Below are 21112 nucleotides of genomic sequence, written 5' to 3' on the forward strand. Positions count from 1 at the left end.
ATGTCCCGTCGTCGTACGTCCCGCCGCCTGGCCGCCGACGCGGGTCTGCTGACCGTGGCCGCCGCCTTCGCGCTTCCGCTGGCGTGGGTGGCCCTGTCCGCCCTGGACGCCCGCGCGGACCTCCGGGTGAAGGTGCCGGACGGTGTCACCCTGGACAACTTCGACACCGTACTGAAGCCGGACATCACCTTCACGCCCCTGCTCAACAGCCTGATCCTGTGCGGCGGCGGGACGCTGCTCACGGTGGTGTGCGCGGCGCTCGCGGCGTATCCGCTGTCGCGGTACCGGTCGCGGCTGAACCGCCCGTTCCTGCTGACGATCCTCTTCGCGACGAGTCTGCCGATCACCGCGATCATGGTTCCGGTGTACGCGCTGTTCGTACGGGTGAACCTCATCGACACCACCCAGGGCACCATCCTGTTCTTCGCGGCGTCCCAACTGCCGTTCGCCGTCTGGCTGATGAAGAACTTCATGGACGGCGTGCCGAAGGAGCTGGAGGAGGCAGCGTGGACGGACGGCGCGGGCTCCCTTCAGTCGCTGGTGCGGATCGTGCTGCCGCTGATGGGGCCGGGGGTGGCCGTGGTGACCGTGTTCTCGTTCGTGATGATGTGGGGGAACTTCTTCGTTCCGTTCATGCTGCTGCTCACGCCTGAGCAGATGCCCGCGTCCGTGAGCATCAACGAGTTCTTCGGGAATCGGGGGATGGTGGTCTACGGGCAGCTGGCGGCGTTCTCGGTCGTCTACTCGACGCCGGTGATCCTGTTGTACGTGCTGGTGGCCCGGCGGGTGGGTGGGGGGTTCGCGTTGGGCGGGGCGGTCAAGGGGTGAGGGCAGGGGCCCGTACGCGGGCTCGATCGCCTCCTCCGCCCGGCCCGGCGAACGTACAGATCGCGCCGCCGGTTTCCACCCCTATCGCAGACCGTGACCGGGTAGATGCGGTGCGCACATACCCTGCCCGGACGCCCCGGCGGGCGCGGGGTGCGGCTCGCGCATATGCCGCCTTACCTTGCCGTTCACCCGTCGCACACCACCGGAACGATCAATTCCAGCCAGCCCCGCCATCGGGCCGGAACCGCCCGTTCCCACACTGTGTGATCCTGGCCGAACAGCCCGTAGTCACGGCACACCGCCTCGCCCTACGTTGTGCCGCGTGCGCAGTCCCTCAGACCGAACGAACCAGGCAAGCCCGCCGTTCGACGCCCCCGCCGCCCGAAGACTCCGTACCGCTCTCGGTATGGGACCCGAGCATGTCGCCTACGGCATGCGGGCCTCGTACGGGCTGCCGTATGTCACCCCGGACCACGTAGCGGACTGGGAGCGCGGGATCGCCTCCCCCAGCGGCCCGGAGCTCACGGCACTCGCGGGGGTGCTGTGGTGTTCGCCGGGGGAGCTCATCGGCAGGCCGAGGACGCTGCGGGAGCACCGGATCGCGCGCAGGCTCGCCGCCGAGGACGTCGCGCTCGCCGTAGGGCTGGAGCTCCTCGCCTATCTGCGCATGGAGGAGAACGACGAGTGGCGCGGCACCGACCGGCAGTCCGCCGTCCTCGCCGACCTGCTCGCGCTGTCCCTGCCCGACTTCATCACCGTCGCCGGGCGGGAGCCGAAGCTGGCCGCGCTGTTGCGCAGCGCGGTCACCACACGGTGGCAGGGCTGTGTCCGGCCGGTGAGCCGCGTGGTCCCGCTGGACCGGCGGCTCCTGGTCGCCACGCTCCAGGAGCTGCACCGGGACTACCAGAGGCAGAGGGCGGCCACGCCGAGCTGGGGAGCAGGCGAGCGCGCCGACGACGGCGGCCGTGACTTCGTGGACCGGATCGTCGAGCACTTCTGGACGGCGGTCCGCCGGCGCACCGCCTAGGCGCTGTCCGGCGCAGGGCTCCGGCTGCGCCTAGAAGACCGACTCCGCCTCGTCCATCCGGCTCCTCGGCACCGTCTTCAGCTCCGTCACCGCCTCCGCGAGCGGCACCATCACGATGTCCGTCCCGCGCAGGGCGGTCATCCTGCCGAACTCGCCGCGGTGGGCGGCCTCCACCGCGTGCCAGCCGAAGCGGGTGGCGAGGACGCGGTCGTACGCGGTCGGGCTGCCGCCGCGCTGGACGTGGCCGAGGATGACCGGCTTGGCCTCCTTGCCGAGGCGGCGCTCCAGTTCGTACGCCAGCGCCGTGCCGATGCCCTGGAAGCGCTCGTGACCGAACTGGTCGATCTCGCCCTTGCTGTAGTCCATGGTGCCCTCGGCGGGGTGGGCGCCCTCGGCGACGCAGACGACAGCGAACTTCTTGCCGCGGGCGAACCGCTCCTCGACCATCTTGACCAGGTGGGCCGGGTCGAAGGGACGCTCGGGCAGGCAGATGCCGTGCGCGCCGGCCGCCATACCGGACTCCAGGGCGATCCAGCCGGCGTGGCGGCCCATGACCTCGACGACCATCACGCGCTGGTGGGACTCGGCCGTCGTCTTCAGCCGGTCCATGGCCTCCGTCGCGACACCGACCGCGGTGTCGAAGCCGAAGGTGCGGTCGGTGGAGGAGATGTCGTTGTCGATCGTCTTCGGGACGCCGACCACCGGCAGGCCCGCGTCGGACAGCATGCGCGCCGCCGTCAGCGTGCCCTCGCCGCCGATCGGGATCAGGGCGTCGATGCCGAACTCGCCGACCATGTCGGTGGCCCGCTCGCAGGCCTCGCGCAGCCGGTCGCGCTCCAGGCGGGAGGAGCCGAGGATGGTGCCGCCGCGGGCCAGGATGCCGCTGACCGCGTCCAGGTCGAGGGAGCGGTAGTGCCCGTCGAGCAGGCCCCGGTAACCGTCCTCGAAGCCGATCACCTCGTCCCCGTACTGCGCGACCGCCCGGTGCACGACCGACCGGATCACGGCGTTCAGGCCGGGGCAGTCGCCGCCTGCGGTGAGAACTCCGATGCGCATCGTGCTGTGTCTCCTGCTCGCTGTGGGTACCGGTCCAGCCAGTCCGATTGTTTCACGTCGCCCGGGCGGCGGTCGAAGCTTGACGGGCGCCTTATCTATCGCCAGAGGTATTGTCAAGAGGGTTCTGCTCACCTCGGTGGGCGATTTTTGTGCCACCCCTTCTGCCCTCGAGAGACGGAACGGAGAGTACGCGTGACGCGCAGCGTGTACGTGACCGGGATCGACCGCGGTGACGGCCGCCAGGTCGTCGAGCTGGGAGTCATGGAGCTGCTGACCCGGCAGGTCGACCGGGTGGGTGTGTTCCGGCCGCTCGTCCACCACAGCCCGGACCGGCTGTTCGAGCTGCTCCGCGCCCGGTACCGGCTGTCCCAGGACCCGGCGACCGTCTACGGCATGGACTACCACGAGGCGTCCGCGCTCCAGGCGGAACAGGGCGCGGACGAACTGGTGTCCACCCTCGTCGAACGCTTCCACCTGGTCGCCCGCGAGTACGACGTCGTCCTCGTCCTCGGCACCGACTACGCCGACACCCAGCTCCCGGACGAGCTGTCCCTCAACGCCCGGCTGGCGAACGAGTTCGGCGCGTCCGTGATCGCCGTGGTGGGCGGGCGCAAACAGCCCGCCGAGTCGGTGCTGGCGGAGACGCGCAACGCCTACCGGGCGTACGAGGGGCTGGGCTGCGACGTGCTGGCGATGGTCGCCAACCGGGTGACCCGCGAGGACCGGGACGAGATCGCCGAGCGGCTCGTCTCCCGGCTGCCGGTGCCCTGCTACGTCATCCCGGACGAGCCCGCGCTGTCCGCGCCGACGGTCTCCCAGATCGGGCAGGCCCTCGGTGCCAAGGTGCTGCTCGGGGACGACTCGGGGCTGGCCCGGGACGCGCTGGGCTTCGTCTTCGGCGGCGCGATGCTGCCGAACTTCCTCGGCGCGCTGACCCCGGGCTGCCTGGTGGTCACCCCGGGCGACCGGGCCGACCTGGTCGTCGGCTCGCTGGCGGCGCACAGCGCCGGCACCCCGCCGATAGCCGGCGTGCTGCTCACCCTGAACGAGCGGCCCACCGACGAGATCCTCACCCTCGCCGCCCGTCTGGCCCCCGGGACCCCGGTGCTGTCCGTGGCCGGCAACAGCTTCCCCACGGCCGAGCAGCTGTTCTCCCTGGAGGGCAAGCTGAACGCGGCCACCCCGCGCAAGGCGGAGACCGCGCTCGGCCTGTTCGAGCGGTACACCGACACGGCGGAGCTGGCCAAGCAGGTCTCCGCGCCCAGCGGCGACCGGCTCACCCCGATGATGTTCGAGCACAAACTGCTCGAACAGGCCCGCTCCGACAAGCGGCGGGTGGTGCTGCCGGAGGGCACCGAGGAGCGCGTACTGCACGCCGCCGAGGTGCTGCTGCGCCGGAACGTGTGCGACCTGACCCTGCTGGGCCCGGTCGAGCAGATCCGCAAGAAGGCCGCCGACCTCGGTATCGACCTCGGCGACACCCAGGTGATCGACCCGGCCACCTCCGAGCTGCGGGACGCCTTCGCCGAGCAGTACGCCCTGCTGCGCGCCCACAAGGGCGTGACGGTGGAGCTGGCGTACGACGTGGTCTCCGACGTCAACTACTTCGGCACGCTGATGGTCCAGGAGGGGCTCGCCGACGGCATGGTGTCGGGTTCCGTGCACTCCACGGCCGCCACCATCCGGCCCGCCTTCGAGATCATCAAGACCAGGCCGGAGTCGTCCATCGTCTCCTCGGTCTTCTTCATGTGCCTCGCCGACAAGGTGCTGGTCTACGGCGACTGCGCGGTCAACCCCGACCCCGACGCCGAGCAGCTGGCCGACATCGCCGTCCAGTCCGCCGTCACCGCACAGCAGTTCGGCGTGGAACCGCGGATCGCGATGCTGTCGTACTCCACCGGCACCTCCGGTTCGGGCGCCGACGTGGACAAGGTGCGCGAGGCGACCGAGCTGGCCCGCACCCGGCGGCCGGACCTGAAGATCGAGGGGCCGATCCAGTACGACGCCGCCGTGGAGCCCTCCGTCGCCGCCACCAAGCTGCCCGGATCCGAGGTCGCGGGACAGGCCAGCGTGCTGATCTTCCCCGACCTCAACACCGGCAACAACACCTACAAGGCCGTGCAGCGCTCGGCCGGCGCCATCGCCGTCGGCCCGGTGCTGCAGGGCCTGCGCAAGCCGGTCAACGACCTGTCCCGGGGCGCGCTCGTCCAGGACATCGTCAACACCGTCGCCATCACGGCGATACAGGCCCAGTCCCCGAACGAGAAGGCAACCGCCCAGTGAGCCCCACCCGCGTCCTCGTCCTCAACTCCGGCTCGTCCTCGGTGAAGTACCAGCTGCTGGACATGCACGACAAGATCCGGCTGGCGGCGGGCCTCGTCGAGCGCATCGGCGAGCAGTCCTCGCGGGTCCGGCACAGCCCGGGCGGCGGGGAGCCCCGTGAGTGGACCGGGCCGATCGCCGACCACGACGCCGCGCTGAAGGCCGTGGCGGGGGAACTGGCGAAGGACGGCCTGGGCCTGGACTCGCCCGAACTGGCCGCGATCGGCCACCGGGTGGTGCACGGCGGGAAGTCCTTCACCGAGCCGACCGTGATCGACGACGCCGTGCTCGCCGAGATCGAGCGCCTGATACCCGTGGCGCCGCTGCACAACCCGGCCAACCTGACGGGCATCCGCACTGCCCGGGCGCTGCGGCCGGACCTGCCCCAGGTCGCGGTGTTCGACACCGCCTTCCACACCACCATGCCGGAGTCGGCGGCCCGCTACGCGATCGACGTCAAGACCGCCGACGAGCACCGCGTCCGGCGCTACGGCTTCCACGGCACCTCGCACGCGTACGTCGCCCGGGCCACCGCCGAACTGCTGGGCAGGGCGCCGGAGGAGGTGAACATCATCGTGCTGCACCTGGGCAACGGGGCGTCCGCCTCGGCCGTACGGGGCGGCAGGTGTGTGGACACCTCCATGGGGCTGACGCCTTTGGAGGGGCTGGTGATGGGTACGCGCTCCGGAGACATGGACCCGGCCGTCATCTTCCATTTGATGCGTGTTGGGGGAATGTCCGCCGACGAGATCGACACTCTTCTCAACAAGAAGAGCGGTCTGATCGGACTGTGCGGTGACAACGACATGCGGGAGATCCGCCGCCGGATCGACGAGGGCGACGAACAGGCACGACTCGCCTTCGACATCTACATTCACCGCTTGAAGAAGTACATAGGCGCCTATTACGCGGTGCTGGGGCGGGTGGACGCGGTCGCCTTCACAGCGGGAGTCGGGGAAAACGCGAGCCCCGTGCGGGAAGCTGCCGTCGCGGGCCTGGAGGAGCTGGGCCTGGTGGTCGACGAGGAGCTGAACGCCGTGCGCGGTGACCAGCCGCGGCTGATCTCGCCGGAGTACGCGCGGGTGGCCGTCGCCGTCGTGCCGACCGACGAGGAACTGGAGATCGCGACACAGACCTACGCACTGGTCGAGAAGAACGGCTGAGTGAACAGCCGAGTAATACACGGCGGTAACACGCCTGAGCGCGGAGCCGCGCATTTGTATCTTCCACCAGACGGAATATTCCGTAGCGAAACAAACCGATAGGATCGCCCCATGCGCCGTTCGAAAATCGTCTGTACTCTCGGCCCCGCGGTCGACTCCCACGAGATGCTCGTCTCCATGATCGAGGCCGGCATGAACGTGGCCCGGTTCAACTTCAGCCACGGCACTCACGCCGAGCACCAGGCGCGGTACGACCGCGTCCGGGCCGCGTCCAAGGAGACGGGCCGCGCCATCGGCGTCCTCGCCGACCTCCAGGGCCCGAAGATCCGTCTGGAGACCTTCGCCGAGGGTCCGGTCGAGCTCGAACGCGGTGACGAGTTCGTCATCACCACCGAGGACGTCCCGGGCGACAAGCACGTCTGCGGTACGACCTACAAGGGCCTGCCGGGCGACGTCTCGCGCGGCGACCAGGTCCTGATCAACGACGGCAACGTCGAGCTGAAGGTGCTGGACGTCGAGGGTCCCCGGGTGCGGACGATCGTCATCGAGGGCGGCGTGGTCTCCGACCACAAGGGCATCAACCTGCCCGGCACGGCCGTGAACGTGCCCGCGCTGAGCGAGAAGGACATCGAGGACCTGCGGTTCGCGCTGCGCATGGGCTGCGACCTGGTCGCGCTGTCCTTCGTGCGGGACGCCAAGGACGTCCACGACGTCCACCGCGTGATGGACGAGGAGGGCCGCCGCGTCCCGGTCATCGCCAAGGTGGAGAAGCCGCAGGCGGTGGAGAACATGGAGGACGTCGTGATGGCGTTCGACGGCGTGATGGTCGCCCGTGGTGACCTCGCCGTCGAGTATCCGCTCGAAAAGGTCCCCATGGTGCAGAAGCGCCTGATCGAGCTGTGCCGGCGCAACGCCAAGCCGGTGATCGTGGCGACCCAGATGATGGAGTCGATGATCACCAACTCCCGGCCGACCCGCGCCGAGGCCTCCGACGTGGCCAACGCGATCCTGGACGGCGCCGACGCGGTCATGCTGTCCGCCGAGTCGAGCGTGGGCGCGTACCCGATCGAGACCGTCAAGACGATGTCGAAGATCGTCGCCGCGGCCGAGCAGGAGCTGCTCTCCAAGGGCCTGCAGCCGCTGGTCCCGGGCAAGAAGCCGCGTACGCAGGGCGGTTCGGTCGCCCGTGCCGCCTGTGAGATCGCGGACTTCCTCGGCGGCCGGGGCCTGGTCGCCTTCACCCAGTCCGGCGACACCGCCCGCCGCCTCTCGCGCTACCGCGCGGCCCAGCCGATCATCGCCTTCACCACCGACGAGGGCACCCGCAACCAGCTGGCGCTCAGCTGGGGCGTGGAGTCGCACGTCGTGCCGTTCGTGAACAGCACCGACGAGATGGTCGACCTGGTGGACCAGGAGATCACCAAGCTCAACCGCTTCAACCCGGGCGAGATCGTCATCATCACCGCCGGCTCGCCCCCCGGCGTCCCCGGCACCACCAACATGGTCCGCGTCCACCACCTCGGCGGCGACGGCAACTGACCGCCCCGCCAAGGGGCTTGTACGGCGCTGAGGGCGCCCCCTGTGGCCAGGGGGCGCCCTCAGATTGTGCGCGGCTCCCGAACGGGTCTGTGCGGCCGCTCAGTCGGTGGTGTACACGTGCATCCCGGGGATGTGCAGGTTGCCGCCGAACTGAGCCGCCTGGACCACCTTGACGTCGGTCATGTAGATCAACGGGATGTTCAGCGGCGGCGGGCTGTCGGGGCTGAACGTCACGTGGATCAGGCCCAGCAGGTTGCCCGAGATGCTCTCGGTGTACATCGTGGTCGTGCCGCCGGTGATCTCCGACTTCGATCCCTTGGCCGCCTGCACGTGGTAGGTCTTGCCCGACTGCTTGTCCTGCACCGTCTGGTGCAGGTCGCCGATCTCGGTACCGCCGGAGATGACGTACTTCAGGACCTTCTTCTTCGTCCCGTTGGCCGTCTTCACCTCGACGATGCCCTGGTAGTCGGCGCCCTTCAGCGTCAGCGAGCTGGCGTTCAGGTACCAGGGGTCGTCAGCGACCGTCACCTTGTTGTCGACGCCGCCCTCGTCGTCCGTGGCGACCGGGCAGTCCTCGGCGGACGTGCTCGGACTCGATGACGGGCTGGGCGAGGCGGAGGCCGCCTCGGCCGCCTTCTCGACCGCCTTGGTGGTGTCGTCGGCCGCCTTGGACGCCGTGTCGGTGGTGTCCTTGACGGTGTCCTCGACCGTCTTGGTGGTCTTGTCGACCGTTTCCTTGACGGTGTCGGAGCCGCCGGAGTCCTTGGTGTCGCCGGAGGACGACGAGGACGGCGCGGAGGACGACGCCGAGGGGGTGGGGGCCGGGCTCGCGCTCGACGAGGAGCCGGAGTCACCGCCGCCCGTGAAGATGTCACCGATCGTGTCGCCGATGGTGTCGAGCAGGTCGCCGCCGCTCTCGGACGCCGACGGGGTCGGCGAGGCCGTGTCGCCGGACGAGGTGTCCTTGTCCTCCGAGGAGGAGGACGAGGACGCCGACGGCGTGGGCGTGGCCTTGTCGTCGGAACCTGAATCCGGCGAAGAGGGCTTGCCGGACGAGTCGTCGCTGCCGGAGGACGAGGTGTCGGGCGTGCCCGTGTCGGCCGACTCGCTCGCGCTCGGCGAGGCGGACGGCGACGGCGACGCGGAGGAGTCCTTGGAGTCGTCCTCGGAGTCCTCGGAGTCCAGGGCCTTGACGCAGTCCTTGTACTCGTCGGCCGTCAGGCTCTTCGACGAAGCCGACGGCGACGGCGAGGAGTTGTTGTCGGCGAGGGCGAGGCTGGACGTGAATCCCATGCCCATGAGGACCGCGGTCGGCATGGCCACGGTGGCTATCGCCTTGCCGGCCGGCATCTGGAACCTGGTGAACAGCGGCTTCTTGGGTGCCGCGTGGCGCGGCCCGGTTCTCACACGGGACTCGTCCACCTCAGTCCCGTGGGTCACCTCGTCAGCCGGCACTGTGCCTCCCGTTCGCCCCGTTGCCCGGGCTCGTTCCTGACAGGTCGTTCTTCCCCAGCGCCTCGAAGGGCTCGGAGGGGCCCCCGTTTCCGGCCCCGAACGCGTCCGCGGTGGGCGGCGCGGTCTCGGGGGCGTCGTCCGGCCCCGCGGCGGCACCCGGCTCGGCGAGCTGCGGCCCGGGCTCCGCGCCCGGCGCCCAGGAGACGGCCATGGCCCCGCCGATCAGCGCGAGCATGAAGCCCAGAAGGAAGCCGCCGAGGTTGGAGACGGGGATGGACACCAGCGCCAGCAGGATCGCCGCGACACCCGCGAAGACCCGTACGTGCTTCTGGAACCAGAGGCTGATGCCCAGGACGACGAGCAGCACACCGATGATCAGGGACCCGGCGCCCGCGGTGGTGGACATCGCCAGCGTCAGATGGCCCAGCTGCAGGTGCGCGTACGGGAAGTAGGCGATGGGGAGTCCGCCGAGCAGGACGAACAGACCCGCCCAGAACGGCCTCGAGCCCCGCCAGACGCGGAACTGCTGCCTCCTGCGGGTGAACTGGCCGGATGCGGCAGGGGTCTCGGCGCTCATGGAAAACAGCTCCCTGGTGCGGCGTTGCTGTGGTGGTGATGTGTGCCGCCTGTGAAAGCGCGGCAGGGAAGGGGACGGGCGGGGGCACCAGAGGCTCCCCCGCCCGTCATCGAGTGCCTAGAAGCACTCCTTGGCACCCGTCGCCAGCGACATCTTCAGACCGCTGAGCTTGAAGGTTCCGGCGGTGGTCGCCCACGCCGTCTGCTTCACGCCGACCAGCGTGGCCGAGTCGGCCTGCTGGGCGAAGCCGAACGGGTTGGCCTGCTCGCCGCCGCCCTTCATGCCCGGACCCTTGGAGGCGTCCTTGGCGGCCACACCGATGTCGATGCCCTTGAACGTGGCATCGGCTTCCAGGTCGGCAACATCGATGTAGATGTTGTCGGCCTGGACCGGCGTGCTGCCGCCGCCCGCCTTCAGGATCAGGCTGACCGAACCGAAGACCGGGATGTCCGGGGTGACCACGGACTGGCAGAGGTTCGTGATGTCGGCGTGCTTGAACGCCGAGACGGCGACGGGGTGAGCCGTCTTCTTGCCGTCCATCGTGTAGCCGGAGTCGATCGCACCGTACTGCGAGAAGCCGGTGCCCTCGAGCTTGTCGGCCGACACCTTGAACGACTGGCCGGACACGCTGAAGGACGCGGCGAGAGCGCCCTGCGCGAGGGCGACACCTATCGCGGCCGTAGCGGCGACGCTGGGCACCATGACCACAGCGAAGCGCTTCCATCTGGTCCCGCCACGCACCTGGGACTCCATATTTCCTCCTTCTCGGACGTACATCTCCTGGCCCGGGCTCGCCGCCACGTCGGCGGCTCGGTGCCGGGCAGGGATGGGAGAAGTGCTACGTCCTCGGGAAGGAGAGCGCCCGCGCCCGATGGCGCGAACCGCGCCCGAGTCACCGGCGATCACCCCCGAGCGACAACCACTGGTCGCGCCTGACACGCATCACGCACAACCTTGCTGGACAGGCTTCACCGTGTGGTGAAGACCCCCCTGTCCTAGAGCCGGCGCCACTGCCGCCGGCTCTGCTCGGTGGGGACCCAGATTGCCCCGTTGACCCGACCGGCTGTCGGGGTACGGGAATGGACCGAGCGTCGCCGATCGTGGTGCATTCTCGCCGCCCGCACAAGGGGGTTCGTTACTGGCTAGTAACGGCCGGATAACCGAACAACGACCCGCAGGTCTCGGAGTGCGACGCTGGGTGTCATCCAAGGGCAGAACAAAACTATTGATCCTTGGACGGAACCAGACAGATCAACGCCCCTGTTTTACTGCGAGTAACAGCGGCCGCGATTACCAAGATTTGGTAAAGCGCGGCCGCCGTGGCGCCTCACTGGCGAATCTTTCACCCCGGCAACAGATGCCCGGACGTTTAGCGACTGGTCAACAGCCGCTTCAGAACAGGGCGCGCGCCAGCGCCCGTCGCGCCCCCACGACCCGCGGGTCCTCCGACCCGACCACCTCGAACAGTTCAAGGAGCCGGCGCCGAACGGCGTCCCGGTCGTCGCCCGCCGTGCGCCGCACGGCCTCGATCAGCCGCCCGAACGCGTCCTCGACGTGCCCGCCCACCAGGTCCAGGTCGGCGGCGGCGATCTGCGCCTCGACGTCGTTCGGCTTGTCGGCCGCGTCCCGGCGCACCCGCTGCGGGTCGACACCCTGCACGCGCTGCAGCAATTCCGCCTGCGACAGACCGAGTTTGGCCTCGGTGTTGCCGGGGTCGTCGCTCAGCACGTTCTTGTACGCCTGGATCGCCCCGCCCAGGTCGCCCGCGTCCAGGGCCTGTACGGCGGCTTCGAGGAGCGCGTCGTACGGTCCCGCCGGCACCCTGGCCTCCGTCGGCGCGGCGCCGCCCGGCTGGGCGTCCGGGTCGACGGTCAGGCCGGTCAGCCCGAAGCGCTGCTCGGCGACCTGCACCAGCTGGTCGAGGGTCTGCCGGATCTGCGTCTCACTGGCGGCCCCCTGGAAGAGCGGCAGCGCCTGCCCCGCGACGACCGCGAAGACGGCCGGGATGCCCTGCACCCCGAACTGCTGCATCAGCATCTGGTTGGCGTCGACGTCGATCTTGGCAAGCAGGAAGCGGCCGTTGTATTCGACGGCCAGCCGCTCGAGGACCGGGCTCAGCTGCTTGCAGGGCTGACACCACTCGGCCCAGAAGTCGATGACGACCGGTACCTCTGCGGAGCGCTGGAGGACGTCGCGCTCGAAGGTGGCCTCGTCGGCGTCGATGACGAGATCGGCCGGGGAGACGGCATCCGGCCCGCCCTGACGGGAAGCATCGGCACGCGCCTGCTCCGCCTTGGCCTTGGCCTCCTGGGCCGCCTTCACCGCGGCGAGGTCGACGACGCCGCTCATGGACATGTTCCGTGGCTGCATGCGTCTATCCTCCCCCGTTCCCGCGCGTGTGTGAAAAGCGTTGTGCAAGCCGGCCGGCTGTGTGGCTTCGGCGCCGGGTCCCCACCCCACGCCCATGTGGTCGTCGCCCGTGCGGTCTCTCACGAGCTTTCGCTACGAGTCGTAGCGTAATGCCATCGGGGGTCCGCGCGACACCACGCCCCGGTGATCTCCCTCACGGCCGCACAGGAACCGCCGGTTATGGTCGGGGAATGCAGAGCCGCACCCCCGCCAGCCGCCCCGGACGCCCGCGCAGCGCCGCCGCGGACACCGCGATCCTGGCCGCGACCCGGGAGGCCCTGGTCGAACTGGGCTGGTCCAAGCTCACCTTGGGAGACGTGGCGATGCGCGCGGGGGTTGCGAAGACGACCCTCTACCGCCGCTGGGCGGGCAAGAACGAACTCGTCGTGGACGCGGTGGCCGAACTCTTCGACGAACTGGAACTCCCCGACCGCGGCACCCTCGCCGCCGACATCGAGGGCGTCGTCCTGCAGTTCGCGGCCATCCTGGCCCGCCCGGAGGCCAAGAGCGGCCTGATGGCGGCGGTCGCCGAGTCCACGCGGGACGACGCGCTGCGGGAACGCATCCGCGACTCCATCGTGGACCGGCAAAAGCGCCTCGTCCGGGAGGGCCGGGCGAGAGCGCAACTACGCGGCGAGCTCCCCCTCGAACCCGACCCCGCGGAGGCCGCCCGCACGGTCGACCTCATCTTCGACGTGGTCGCCGGCGCCGTGGTCCACCGCACCCTGGTGAGCGGCAAACCGGCGGACGAGGAGTGGGTACGGAGCTTCACCCGGGTCCTGCTGCACGGACTGGCACCCTCCGCGTAGCCCCGTACCGCGGGCTAGAAACCGGCAGGCTCCGTGTACACCCCCCACTCGTCGCGCAGCACTCCGCAGATCTCCCCCAGCGTCGCCTCCGCACGCACCGCGTCGAGCATCGGCTCGATCATGTTGGCCCCCGAGCGCGCGGCCGCGAGCATGGCGTCCAGGGCGGCGCGTACGGCCCCGTCGTCCCGCCCGCTCTTGCGGTGCCCGAGCACCCGGACCTGCTCCCGCTCCACCTCGTGGCTGACCCGGAGGATCTCCAGGTCCCCGGTGACGGAGCCGGTGGCGACGTTGACGCCCACCACCTTCTTGTCGCCCTTCTCCAGGGCCTGCTGATAGCGGAACGCCGACTCGGCGATCTCGCCGGTGAACCACCCGTCCTCGATGCCCCGCAGGATGCCGGAGGTGACCGGCCCGATCGGGTGCCGCCCGTCCGGGTGGGCCCTGAGGCCCCGTTCCTTGATGCGGTCGAAGATCTTCTCCGCGTCCGCCTCGATCCGGTCCGTCAGCTGCTCGACGTACCACGAACCGCCCAGCGGATCCGCCACGTTGGCGACCCCGGTCTCCTCCATCAGCACCTGCTGCGTGCGCAGCGCGATCTCCGCGGCCTGTTCGGAGGGCAGGGCGAGGGTCTCGTCCAGGGCGTTGGTGTGCAGCGAGTTCGTCCCGCCGAGCACCGCCGCCAGGGCCTCCACGGCCGTACGGACCACGTTGTTGTACGGCTGCTGGGCGGTCAGCGAGACACCGGCGGTCTGCGTGTGGAAGCGCAGCCACTGCGCCTTCTCGCTCTTCGCCCCGTACACGTCCCGCATCCACCGCGCCCAGATCCGCCGCGCGGCCCGGAACTTGGCGATCTCCTCGAAGAAGTCGAGGTGCGCGTCGAAGAAGAAGGAGAGCCCGGGCGCGAAGACATCCACGTCCAGGCCGCGCGACAGCCCCAGTTCGACGTACCCGAACCCGTCGGCCAGCGTGTAGGCGAGCTCCTGCGCCGCCGTCGAACCGGCCTCGCGGATGTGGTAGCCGGAGACGGACAGCGGCTTGTAGGCGGGGATGCCGGCCGCGCAGTACTCCATCAGGTCGCCGATCAGCCGCAGATGGGGCTCGGGCTGGAAGAGCCACTCCTTCTGGGCGATGTACTCCTTGAAGATGTCGGTCTGCAGCGTGCCGTTGAGGACCGACGGGTCGACGCCCTGCCGCTCGGCGGCGACGAGGTACATGCAGAAGACGGGCACGGCCGGTCCGCTGATGGTCATGGACGTCGTCACGTCGCCCAGCGGGATGTCCTTGAACAGGACCTCCATGTCGGCGGCCGAGTCGATGGCCACCCCGCAGTGGCCCACCTCGCCCAGCGAGCGCGGATCGTCGGAGTCGCGCCCCATCAGCGTCGGCATGTCGAAGGCGACGGACAGACCGCCACCGCCGGCGGCGAGGATCATCTTGTACCGCTCGTTGGTCTGCTCGGCGTTCCCGAATCCGGCGAACTGCCGGATGGTCCAGGTGCGCCCGCGGTAGCCGGTCGGATACAGGCCGCGGGTGAAGGGGTACTCCCCCGGCCAGCCGATCCGCTCGAAGCCCTCGTAGGTGTCCCCGGGGCGGGGTCCGTACACCGGCTCCACAGGATCCCCGGAGAGCGTGGTGAAGTCAGCGTCGCGCTTGCGCGCGGCGTCGTAGCGGGCCTGCCAGCGACGGCGGCCTTCCTCGATGGCGTCAGCGTCCATACCATCGAATTTACTAGGACGTCCTAGTAAATGTCGACGGCTGACCGCCGCGCGGCGCTCGCGCGGCGGTGGAAGCCGGGGTCGGGCCGGCGGCCTTTACGCCTTGGCGACGGCCGGGGCCCGGTCCTCGACCTTGGCCTCCAGCTCGTGGCTGATCTTGCGCTCGACGAAGAAGGCGGCGGTCGGAATCGTGCCCGCGAGCAGCACCCACACCTGCTTGCCGACCGGCCACTTCGCCTTGGAACCCAGGTCGAAGGCGAAGACGAGGTACACGACGTACAGCCAGCCGTGCGCGATGGCGACGACCCGGGTGAAGTCGGCGGCACCGTCGATGTCCAGCCCGTACTTCGCGATCATGCTCAGGCACAGCAGCACCAGCAGCACACCGGTGACATAGGCCAAGACGCGGTAGCGGGTCAGCACGCTTTTCTTCATGCCGACGAGCGTAACCGCCCGTTCCGGGAGATCTTGCCCCGGGTCAGTCCTCGTCGAAGTCGTGCGCGGCGATCCTCAGCGGCCGCAGCATCGCGAAGATCTCCCCGCACTCCTCAGCGTCGTACGCCCCGAGCCCGAAGTCCATCGCCATCAGGTCCCGGGTGGCCGCGTCGACCACCTCGCGCCCCTTGTCGGTGATGCTGGCGAGCGTGCCGCGCCCGTCGTTCGGATTGGGGCGCTTGGCCACCAGACCCGACCTCACCAGCCGGTCGACGGTGTTCGTCACGGAGGTGGGATGCACCATGAGCCGCTCACCGATCTTGGACATCGGCAGCTCGCCGGCCTTGGAGAAGTTGAGCAGCACCAGCGCCTCGTACCGCGCGAAGGTCAGCCCGTACGGCTTGACCACCGCGTCGACCTCGGCCAGCAGGATCTGGTGCGCCCGCATGATCGAGGTGATCGCCGCCATCGACGGCACGTTTCCCCACCGCTGCTTCCAGAGCTCGTCCGCACGGGCGATGGGGTCGAAGGGAAGACTGAGAGGCTTGGGCACGTCATCAGACATTACCGGCCGGTCATATGGCGGTCAGCTCCGTCTCGGCTTTCGGTCAGCGCGGCGCAGGCGGTGGCGGACCGCCCGCTGTGCGACGGGGCCGAGGTCCTCCAGGGCGGCCACGAGGTCGGCGAGCTGCTCCAGGGCGTCGAGGGCGGCGTGTGCACCCGCCTCGTCCACGCCTTCGTACAGCTCGATGCCCACGAACGACGCGGCGACGGCGCGGGCCAGGCTCGCGGGGTCGGTGAACTCGCCGAGGGGCGTCGCCGCGAGCACCCTGCCGAGCACCCGCTCGATTTCCGTGATCCACAGGTCCAGGCCCGCCGCCGCGGCGGGGCCCAGGGCGGCGTGGGTCTGGGCGCCGGCCAGGAGCTGGCCGAGGAGGGCGACATGGCCGCCGGCGCGTTCCTGGGCGTGGATCTCCCGGCCGACGGCCAGGAGCTCGGAGAGGGAGGAGACGGCGGCGAGACGCGTACGGTACCGGGCCACCGCCTTCTCGGCGCCGTACCGGCAGGCCGCGGCGAGGAGTTCGTCCACCGAGCCGAAGTGGTAGAAGACCAGCGCCTGGTTGACCCCGGCCGCCGCCGCGACCGTGCGGGCGGACGTCCTGGCGATCCCCTGCTCGGTGAGCACCCGCAGGGCACCCTCCAGGAGCTTGGTCTTGGTCTCCTGGGACTTGGGCGCCGCCTTGTCCCGGGGCTTGGCCGGCTCGGGACTCATGCGCGCGCCTCCTCCCGCACCGCCCGCGGTCCCCGGGGGCCGGGAACCGGCCGGGTGTCGCGGCGCCGGGTACGGCCGGGCAGGTCTAAGGTGCGCACGCACCTCACCGTCTCACGGCCGGCGGTGTCGGTGTACGGCACGGTCAAGACCCGTTCTCCAGGGTGCGCAGGAGCCGGGGCGCACTCACCCGCATGGGCGGGGTGCGCAGGCAGCGGCGGGCGGCCGGGGTGCAGGACAGGGGCGCCTTGAAGAGGGCGAGGGAGATGCCGACGACGAGGAGCAGCGGGCACAGGTAGGCCACGGCGGGGGCGAGCGGGCCGAAGACGCGGATGAAGCGGCCGAGCCCCAGGCCGGTGCAGCAGGCGGTGAGCACCAGCGCCCGCACCACCAGCTCCGCCAGCCAGTAGCGGCGGGCCCGCTCCGGCGTGATCCCCCGTTCCAGCCACAGCCTGAGCCGGTCGAAGGACCACGCCGTCGCCCAGCCCATGAAGGGGCGCAGCAGCAGCCGGTCGGCGAGCGCGCCGGGGGTGCCCCAGCGGGGGCGGTAGTCGTAGCCGGTGAGGAAGCGGACGCCTTCGGATTCGGGGACGTAGCGCCAGTAGCCGCTGCCCTCGGCGATCAGGGAGAGCGGGTCCGGGGAGGTGAAGCGCAGGGCGGAGGTGCGGGTGCCGTCCGGGCGCTCCCTCTCGCCGGCCAGGACGCCGGTGCCGGAGAGGGTGAGGAAGGGCGGGACGCGGGTGGTGTACCGGAAGCGCTGCGGTTCGCCCTCCGTGCGCGGGAGGTGGGCGATCTCGGTGAAGCGGAGGTCCCAGCGGCTGCGGTCGGACGGTTGCTGGGTGCGGGTCCAGAGCTCGTCGAGGTCGGCGCGTATGCACGTCTCCACATAGAGCGCCACTGTGTTCCCCCAAGTAAGCCCACTGCCCTAGCCATTTGAGCAGTCGCTCAAACCAAGTCGCGAAAATACACCCCCTTGAGCGGTCGCTCAAACAGCGGGCATGGGAAGACCCCGGCGCCCGCTGTCCGGGGCGCCGGGGCCGGCTGTCGGGGGCGGGTTCGTCAGCCGGTGGCCAGGTGCCGCTCGACGGTCTCGACCTTGGAGGTGAGGCCGTCGGTCACCCCGGGTCGGATGTCGGCCTTGAGCACCAGCGACACCCGCGGGGCCCGCTCCTCGACGACGGCGACGGCCCGCTTCACGACGGCCATGACTTCGTCCCAGTCACCTTCTACGGAGGTGAACATGGCGTCGGTGCGGTGGGGCAGTCCGGACTCGCGGACCACCCGGACGGCGTCGGCGACGTACTCCCCCACCTCCTCGCCCACACCCAGGGGCGTCACGGAGAAGGCGACGATCATGCGTTCACGACCCCTTCCTTACGGGCCCGGGCGGCGATGACCGCGTCCTCGGCCTCGCGACGGAGCCTGCGCTCGGCGATGAAGCCGCCGCCGGGGATGACCGAGTAGGAGAAGTAGAGGGCGGCCGTCCCCTTGCCCCACTTGGTGCGGTTCCAGGCGTCGGCCCAGAAGATCACGTAGAGGATGAACAGCACGCCGTGGATCGGGCCCAGCACGGGGGCGACGTCGAACCCGGAGGCGACCGTGTACTTGATGACGGTGCAGGTCGCGAGCACGATCCAGGAGATGCCCTCCGGCACGGAGACCAGACGCAGGCGGCGGATGGCGGAGGCTGTCTTGAGGTCCACGGGTCACCTTCGGTGGAAGAGTCGCTGACGAGGCGGTCGCCTTGTGAACGGAAGCACAAGCGTTCGTCCATTGTGACAAACGACCGGGCATGCCCCGCGAGAGGGGTCTGTCGGTCGCCCCCGCCCGCCGCTACCTTCACTCCGTGGCGATGTTCCGACTGCAAGGCAGCAAGGTGCTCGCCGTCGACATGACCGGGGACGCCGTGAAGGCGAAGAACGGCTCCATGGTCGCGTACGACGGGCAGATGGCCTTCAAGAAGATGAGCGGTGGCGGTGAGGGGCTGCGCGGGATGGTGACCCGGCGGCTCACCGGTGAGCAGATGACCGTGATGGAGGTGAGGGGGCAGGGGACGTGCTGGTTCGCCGACCGCGCCTCCGAGATCAACCTCGTCAGTCTCCAGGGGGACAAGCTGTACGTGGAATCGAGCAACCTGCTGGCGACCGACGCCGGACTGAGGACCGGCACGAGCTTCACGGGGCTGCGCGGCGCCTCGCAGGGCAACGGACTGTTCACCACGACCGTCGAGGGGCACGGCCAGGCGGCCATCACGTCCGACGGGCCGGCCGTGGTGCTCCGGGTCAGCCCGCAGTACCCGCTGATCGTCGACCCCGGCGCCTACGTCGCCCACCAGGGCGACGTCCGGCAGTCCTTCCAGTCCGGTGTGACCTTCCGCACCTTCCTCGGGGAGGGTGGCGGCGAGGCGTTCCAGATCCGGTTCGAGGGGGACGGGCTGGTGTACGTGCAGCCCAGTGAGCGGAATACCGTCGCGGGGGACGTGTGAGATGGGGCTGCGAGAGATCAACTCCAAGATGATCGAGGCCACGGTCCTGCCCGGCCGGCGGCTGTTCAGCCAGCGCGGCGCCATGCTCGCCTACAAGGGCGACGTCTCCTTCACCCCCAACACGCAGGGTGGCCAGGGGGGACTGATGTCGATGATCGGGCGGCGGGTGGCCGGTGAGGCCACTCCCCTGATGACCGTCGAGGGCAGCGGCACCGTCTTCTTCGGGCACGGCGGCCACCACGTCCATGTCATCAACCTCTCCGGCGACACCCTGTACGTGGAGGCCGACCGGCTGCTCGCCTTCGAGGGCACGCTCCAGCAGGGGACGATGTTCATGGGCTCGCAGGGCGGGGTCATGGGCATGGTGCGGGGCCAGGTCACCGGCCAGGGGCTGTTCACGACCACCCTGAAGGGGCAGGGGGCGGTGGCCGTCATGGCCCACGGGGGTGTCTTCGAGGTCCCGATCACACCGCAGCGGCCCGTCCACGTCGACCCTCAGGCGTACGTCGCCCACCACGGCGACGTGCGCAACAAGCTGTCCACCGCCCTGGGCTGGCGCGACATGGTGGGGCGCGGCTCCGGCGAGGCGTTCCAGCTGGAGCTCAGCGGCAGCGGCACGGTGTACGTGCAGGCCTCGGAGGAGAAGCTGTGAGCACCGTGATCCACGACCCGATGACGCTGCCCGTCGACGACAACGTCAACAAGTACACCTTCTGCGTCGAGCTCAAGGGCACGCAGTGGTTCCTGCAGAAGGGGAAGATGATCGCCTACTACGGGGCGATCGAGTTCAACGGCATCGGGCAGGGGCGGCTCGACCGACTTGTCCGTACGTCCTTTCATTCGCCTCTGCACGCGAGCGACTGGGTCGTGGCGGAGGGCTCGGGCAAGATGCTCCTCGCCGACCGGGCGTTTGATGTGAACTCGTACGACCTGGACGAGGGCAATCTGACCATTCGCTCGGGCAACTTGCTCGCTTTTCAGCCAACTCTTGCCCTCAAGCAGTCGATCGTGCCGGGTTTTCTGACACTGATCGGAACCGGAAAGTTCGTGGCCGCATCTAACGGGCCGGTGGTGTTCATGGAACCCCCGATCCGGGTGGATCCGCAGGCGCTCGTCGGCTGGGCCGACTGCCCCTCGCCGTGCCACCACTACGACCACGGTTACCTCACGGGCGTAATGGGCGGTCTACGTGCGATGACGGGCCTCGGCGGGGCTTCCGGGGAGGAGCACCAGTTCGAGTTCGTGGGAGCCGGGACGGTCCTGCTGCAGTCGACCGAGACGCTGATGGCGGAGCAGGCCACCGGGGCGGTTCCACCGGAACCCGGGGTGCCCGGCGGTGGCGCAGGGGCACCTGGCGGACACGGAGCGCAACCGCCGGGGGTACCGCGCCTTCCCGGACAGCTGGGGGACCTCCAGCGTCGCTTCGGGCTGTGAGCGGTAGTCTGCGGAGTGTGACGTCGAACGCGTGCGCACTGTCACACCACCCTCACTAGTTCGCCTTTCAACATTTTAGGTAGACTTCACTTATGGAGACCGAGACGGCCACGCGCTGGCTGACGGATGCGGAGCAGTGCGCCTGGCGCACCCACCTGGAGGTCAACAGGCTGTTGACCTACCAGCTCGAAAAGGATCTGCAGCCGTTCGGCCTGACAATGAACGACTACGAGATCCTGGTGAATCTGTCCGAGTCCGAGGACGTACGGATGCGGATGAGTGACCTCGCCTCCGCCACGCTGCAGTCCAAGAGCCGGCTCTCGCACCAGATCACACGCATGGAGAACGCGAACCTGGTGCGCCGGGAGAACTGCGAGTCCGACCGTAGAGGGCTGTACGCCGTCCTCACCGAGCACGGCATGGAGACGATGCAGAAGGTCGCGCCCCATCATGTCGCTTCCGTCCGCAGGCACTTCATCGATCTGCTGTCGTCCGAGGCCCTGGTGGAACTGGACAAGGCCCTGAAGCCGATCGCGGAGCACCTGCGGGGGCAGCGGGGGCGTCCCTGACCCTTGGTCCGGGGGCGGA

Annotated in this window: 22 protein-coding genes; 10 read left to right on the plus strand and 12 right to left on the minus strand. The window is 69.7% G+C overall.

Annotated elements, in window-relative coordinates; genetic code table 11:
* Both ACZ7L0_RS39490 and ACZ7L0_RS39495 read left to right on the plus strand, forming a co-directional pair.
* Positions 1-828: a carbohydrate ABC transporter permease gene (locus ACZ7L0_RS39490; protein ID WP_471247409.1), complete on the plus strand. Its 828-nt coding sequence runs from the start codon at positions 1-3 to the stop codon at positions 826-828.
* A 406-nt stretch (positions 829-1234) separates the two neighbouring features.
* The gene (locus ACZ7L0_RS39495) at positions 1235-1855 is read left to right on the plus strand and encodes a helix-turn-helix domain-containing protein (protein ID WP_471247410.1); all 621 of its coding nucleotides are present in this window, start codon (positions 1235-1237) and stop codon (positions 1853-1855) included.
* A 30-nt stretch (positions 1856-1885) separates the two neighbouring features.
* Here ACZ7L0_RS39495 and ACZ7L0_RS39500 read toward each other — a convergent pair whose 3' ends face one another.
* Positions 1886-2911, minus strand: a complete 1026-nt coding sequence (locus ACZ7L0_RS39500; RefSeq protein ID WP_471247411.1) for an ATP-dependent 6-phosphofructokinase — start codon at positions 2909-2911, stop codon at positions 1886-1888.
* Between the two features lie 192 nt (positions 2912-3103).
* On the opposite strand from ACZ7L0_RS39500, the gene pta reads away from it, so the two are divergent.
* The 3 genes from pta (at position 3104) to pyk (ending at position 7935) form a co-directional block, all read left to right on the plus strand.
* Positions 3104-5194: a phosphate acetyltransferase gene (gene pta / locus ACZ7L0_RS39505; protein ID WP_471247412.1), complete on the plus strand. Its 2091-nt coding sequence runs from the start codon at positions 3104-3106 to the stop codon at positions 5192-5194.
* Positions 5191-6396: an acetate kinase gene (locus ACZ7L0_RS39510; protein ID WP_471247413.1), complete on the plus strand. Its 1206-nt coding sequence runs from the start codon at positions 5191-5193 to the stop codon at positions 6394-6396. The genes pta and ACZ7L0_RS39510 overlap by 4 nt, the downstream gene beginning before the upstream one ends.
* A 111-nt stretch (positions 6397-6507) precedes the next feature.
* Entirely contained in the window at positions 6508-7935 is a 1428-nt protein-coding gene (pyk, locus tag ACZ7L0_RS39515) for a pyruvate kinase (protein ID WP_471247414.1), read from the plus strand.
* A 99-nt stretch (positions 7936-8034) separates the two neighbouring features.
* Here the strand turns inward: pyk and ACZ7L0_RS39520 are convergent, their stop codons facing one another.
* The 4 genes from ACZ7L0_RS39520 to ACZ7L0_RS39535 all read right to left on the minus strand — a co-directional run bounded on the left by ACZ7L0_RS39520 (position 8035) and on the right by ACZ7L0_RS39535 (position 12337).
* Positions 8035-9390, minus strand: coding sequence for a hypothetical protein (locus ACZ7L0_RS39520; protein ID WP_471247415.1), 1356 nt, complete (start codon positions 9388-9390; stop codon positions 8035-8037).
* A complete protein-coding gene (locus tag ACZ7L0_RS39525; RefSeq protein WP_471247416.1) occupies positions 9380-9967 on the minus strand; it encodes a DUF6114 domain-containing protein in 588 nt (195 codons plus the stop codon). Before ACZ7L0_RS39525 ends, ACZ7L0_RS39520 begins: the two co-directional genes overlap by 11 nt.
* Before the next feature lie 117 nt (positions 9968-10084).
* Positions 10085-10720 (minus strand): DUF6230 family protein, encoded by a 636-nt coding sequence (locus ACZ7L0_RS39530; protein ID WP_471247417.1) that lies wholly within the window; start codon positions 10718-10720, stop codon positions 10085-10087.
* A gap of 639 nt (positions 10721-11359) precedes the next feature.
* The gene (locus ACZ7L0_RS39535) at positions 11360-12337 is read right to left on the minus strand and encodes a tetratricopeptide repeat protein (RefSeq protein WP_471247418.1); all 978 of its coding nucleotides are present in this window, start codon (positions 12335-12337) and stop codon (positions 11360-11362) included.
* A gap of 230 nt (positions 12338-12567) precedes the next feature.
* Between ACZ7L0_RS39535 and ACZ7L0_RS39540 the strand changes: the two genes are divergently transcribed.
* Positions 12568-13185: a TetR/AcrR family transcriptional regulator gene (locus ACZ7L0_RS39540; protein WP_471247419.1), complete on the plus strand. Its 618-nt coding sequence runs from the start codon at positions 12568-12570 to the stop codon at positions 13183-13185.
* Between the two features lie 14 nt (positions 13186-13199).
* Here the strand turns inward: ACZ7L0_RS39540 and ACZ7L0_RS39545 are convergent, their stop codons facing one another.
* From ACZ7L0_RS39545 to ACZ7L0_RS39575, 7 genes are all read right to left on the minus strand, one after another.
* The gene (locus ACZ7L0_RS39545) at positions 13200-14900 is read right to left on the minus strand and encodes an acyl-CoA mutase large subunit family protein (protein WP_471247420.1); all 1701 of its coding nucleotides are present in this window, start codon (positions 14898-14900) and stop codon (positions 13200-13202) included.
* Positions 14901-14996: 96 nt separating this feature from the next.
* Positions 14997-15335: a DUF3817 domain-containing protein gene (locus ACZ7L0_RS39550; protein ID WP_471247421.1), complete on the minus strand. Its 339-nt coding sequence runs from the start codon at positions 15333-15335 to the stop codon at positions 14997-14999.
* A 43-nt stretch (positions 15336-15378) separates the two neighbouring features.
* A complete protein-coding gene (locus tag ACZ7L0_RS39555; protein ID WP_471247422.1) occupies positions 15379-15888 on the minus strand; it encodes a MarR family winged helix-turn-helix transcriptional regulator in 510 nt (169 codons plus the stop codon).
* Positions 15889-15921: 33 nt separating this feature from the next.
* Positions 15922-16608: a TetR/AcrR family transcriptional regulator gene (locus tag ACZ7L0_RS39560; protein WP_471247423.1), complete on the minus strand. Its 687-nt coding sequence runs from the start codon at positions 16606-16608 to the stop codon at positions 15922-15924.
* 142 nt (positions 16609-16750) lie between these two features.
* Positions 16751-17503, minus strand: coding sequence for a hypothetical protein (locus tag ACZ7L0_RS39565; protein ID WP_471247424.1), 753 nt, complete (start codon positions 17501-17503; stop codon positions 16751-16753).
* Between the two features lie 161 nt (positions 17504-17664).
* The gene (locus tag ACZ7L0_RS39570) at positions 17665-17961 is read right to left on the minus strand and encodes an MTH1187 family thiamine-binding protein (protein WP_471247425.1); all 297 of its coding nucleotides are present in this window, start codon (positions 17959-17961) and stop codon (positions 17665-17667) included.
* A complete protein-coding gene (locus tag ACZ7L0_RS39575) occupies positions 17958-18308 on the minus strand; it encodes a DUF3817 domain-containing protein (protein ID WP_471247426.1) in 351 nt (116 codons plus the stop codon). The genes ACZ7L0_RS39570 and ACZ7L0_RS39575 overlap by 4 nt, the downstream gene beginning before the upstream one ends.
* Positions 18309-18457: 149 nt before the next feature.
* On the opposite strand from ACZ7L0_RS39575, the gene ACZ7L0_RS39580 reads away from it, so the two are divergent.
* The 4 genes from ACZ7L0_RS39580 (at position 18458) to ACZ7L0_RS39595 (ending at position 21093) form a co-directional block, all read left to right on the plus strand.
* The gene (locus ACZ7L0_RS39580) at positions 18458-19090 is read left to right on the plus strand and encodes an AIM24 family protein (RefSeq protein ID WP_471247478.1); all 633 of its coding nucleotides are present in this window, start codon (positions 18458-18460) and stop codon (positions 19088-19090) included.
* A 1-nt stretch (position 19091) separates the two neighbouring features.
* The gene (locus ACZ7L0_RS39585; RefSeq protein WP_471247427.1) at positions 19092-19742 is read left to right on the plus strand and encodes an AIM24 family protein; all 651 of its coding nucleotides are present in this window, start codon (positions 19092-19094) and stop codon (positions 19740-19742) included.
* 20 nt (positions 19743-19762) lie between these two features.
* Positions 19763-20524, plus strand: a complete 762-nt coding sequence (locus ACZ7L0_RS39590) for an AIM24 family protein (protein ID WP_471247428.1) — start codon at positions 19763-19765, stop codon at positions 20522-20524.
* Between the two features lie 92 nt (positions 20525-20616).
* The gene (locus ACZ7L0_RS39595) at positions 20617-21093 is read left to right on the plus strand and encodes a MarR family winged helix-turn-helix transcriptional regulator (protein WP_471247429.1); all 477 of its coding nucleotides are present in this window, start codon (positions 20617-20619) and stop codon (positions 21091-21093) included.
* The last annotated feature ends 19 nt before the right edge of the window (positions 21094-21112 follow it).

Source organism: Streptomyces sp. NPDC039424 (assembly GCF_055639495.1).

What these genes read in the sequence shown, in the direction of transcription:
- ACZ7L0_RS39495 (WP_471247410.1), top strand. Translation starts at nt 1,235, where the DNA reads ATGGGACCCGAGCATGTCGCCTACGGCATGCGGGCCTCGTACGGGCTG.
- ACZ7L0_RS39525 (WP_471247416.1), bottom strand. Translation starts at nt 9,967, where the DNA reads ATGAGCGCCGAGACCCCTGCCGCATCCGGCCAGTTCACCCGCAGGAGG.
- ACZ7L0_RS39490 (WP_471247409.1), top strand. Translation starts at nt 1, where the DNA reads ATGTCCCGTCGTCGTACGTCCCGCCGCCTGGCCGCCGACGCGGGTCTG.
- pyk (WP_471247414.1), top strand. Translation starts at nt 6,508, where the DNA reads ATGCGCCGTTCGAAAATCGTCTGTACTCTCGGCCCCGCGGTCGACTCC.
- ACZ7L0_RS39585 (WP_471247427.1), top strand. Translation starts at nt 19,092, where the DNA reads ATGGGGCTGCGAGAGATCAACTCCAAGATGATCGAGGCCACGGTCCTG.
- ACZ7L0_RS39560 (WP_471247423.1), bottom strand. Translation starts at nt 16,608, where the DNA reads ATGAGTCCCGAGCCGGCCAAGCCCCGGGACAAGGCGGCGCCCAAGTCC.
- ACZ7L0_RS39595 (WP_471247429.1), top strand. Translation starts at nt 20,617, where the DNA reads ATGGAGACCGAGACGGCCACGCGCTGGCTGACGGATGCGGAGCAGTGC.
- ACZ7L0_RS39540 (WP_471247419.1), top strand. Translation starts at nt 12,568, where the DNA reads ATGCAGAGCCGCACCCCCGCCAGCCGCCCCGGACGCCCGCGCAGCGCC.
- ACZ7L0_RS39545 (WP_471247420.1), bottom strand. Translation starts at nt 14,900, where the DNA reads ATGGACGCTGACGCCATCGAGGAAGGCCGCCGTCGCTGGCAGGCCCGC.
- ACZ7L0_RS39580 (WP_471247478.1), top strand. Translation starts at nt 18,458, where the DNA reads ATGTTCCGACTGCAAGGCAGCAAGGTGCTCGCCGTCGACATGACCGGG.
- ACZ7L0_RS39535 (WP_471247418.1), bottom strand. Translation starts at nt 12,337, where the DNA reads ATGCAGCCACGGAACATGTCCATGAGCGGCGTCGTCGACCTCGCCGCG.
- ACZ7L0_RS39530 (WP_471247417.1), bottom strand. Translation starts at nt 10,720, where the DNA reads ATGGAGTCCCAGGTGCGTGGCGGGACCAGATGGAAGCGCTTCGCTGTG.
- ACZ7L0_RS39570 (WP_471247425.1), bottom strand. Translation starts at nt 17,961, where the DNA reads ATGATCGTCGCCTTCTCCGTGACGCCCCTGGGTGTGGGCGAGGAGGTG.
- ACZ7L0_RS39590 (WP_471247428.1), top strand. Translation starts at nt 19,763, where the DNA reads ATGACGCTGCCCGTCGACGACAACGTCAACAAGTACACCTTCTGCGTC.
- ACZ7L0_RS39500 (WP_471247411.1), bottom strand. Translation starts at nt 2,911, where the DNA reads ATGCGCATCGGAGTTCTCACCGCAGGCGGCGACTGCCCCGGCCTGAAC.
- ACZ7L0_RS39550 (WP_471247421.1), bottom strand. Translation starts at nt 15,335, where the DNA reads ATGAAGAAAAGCGTGCTGACCCGCTACCGCGTCTTGGCCTATGTCACC.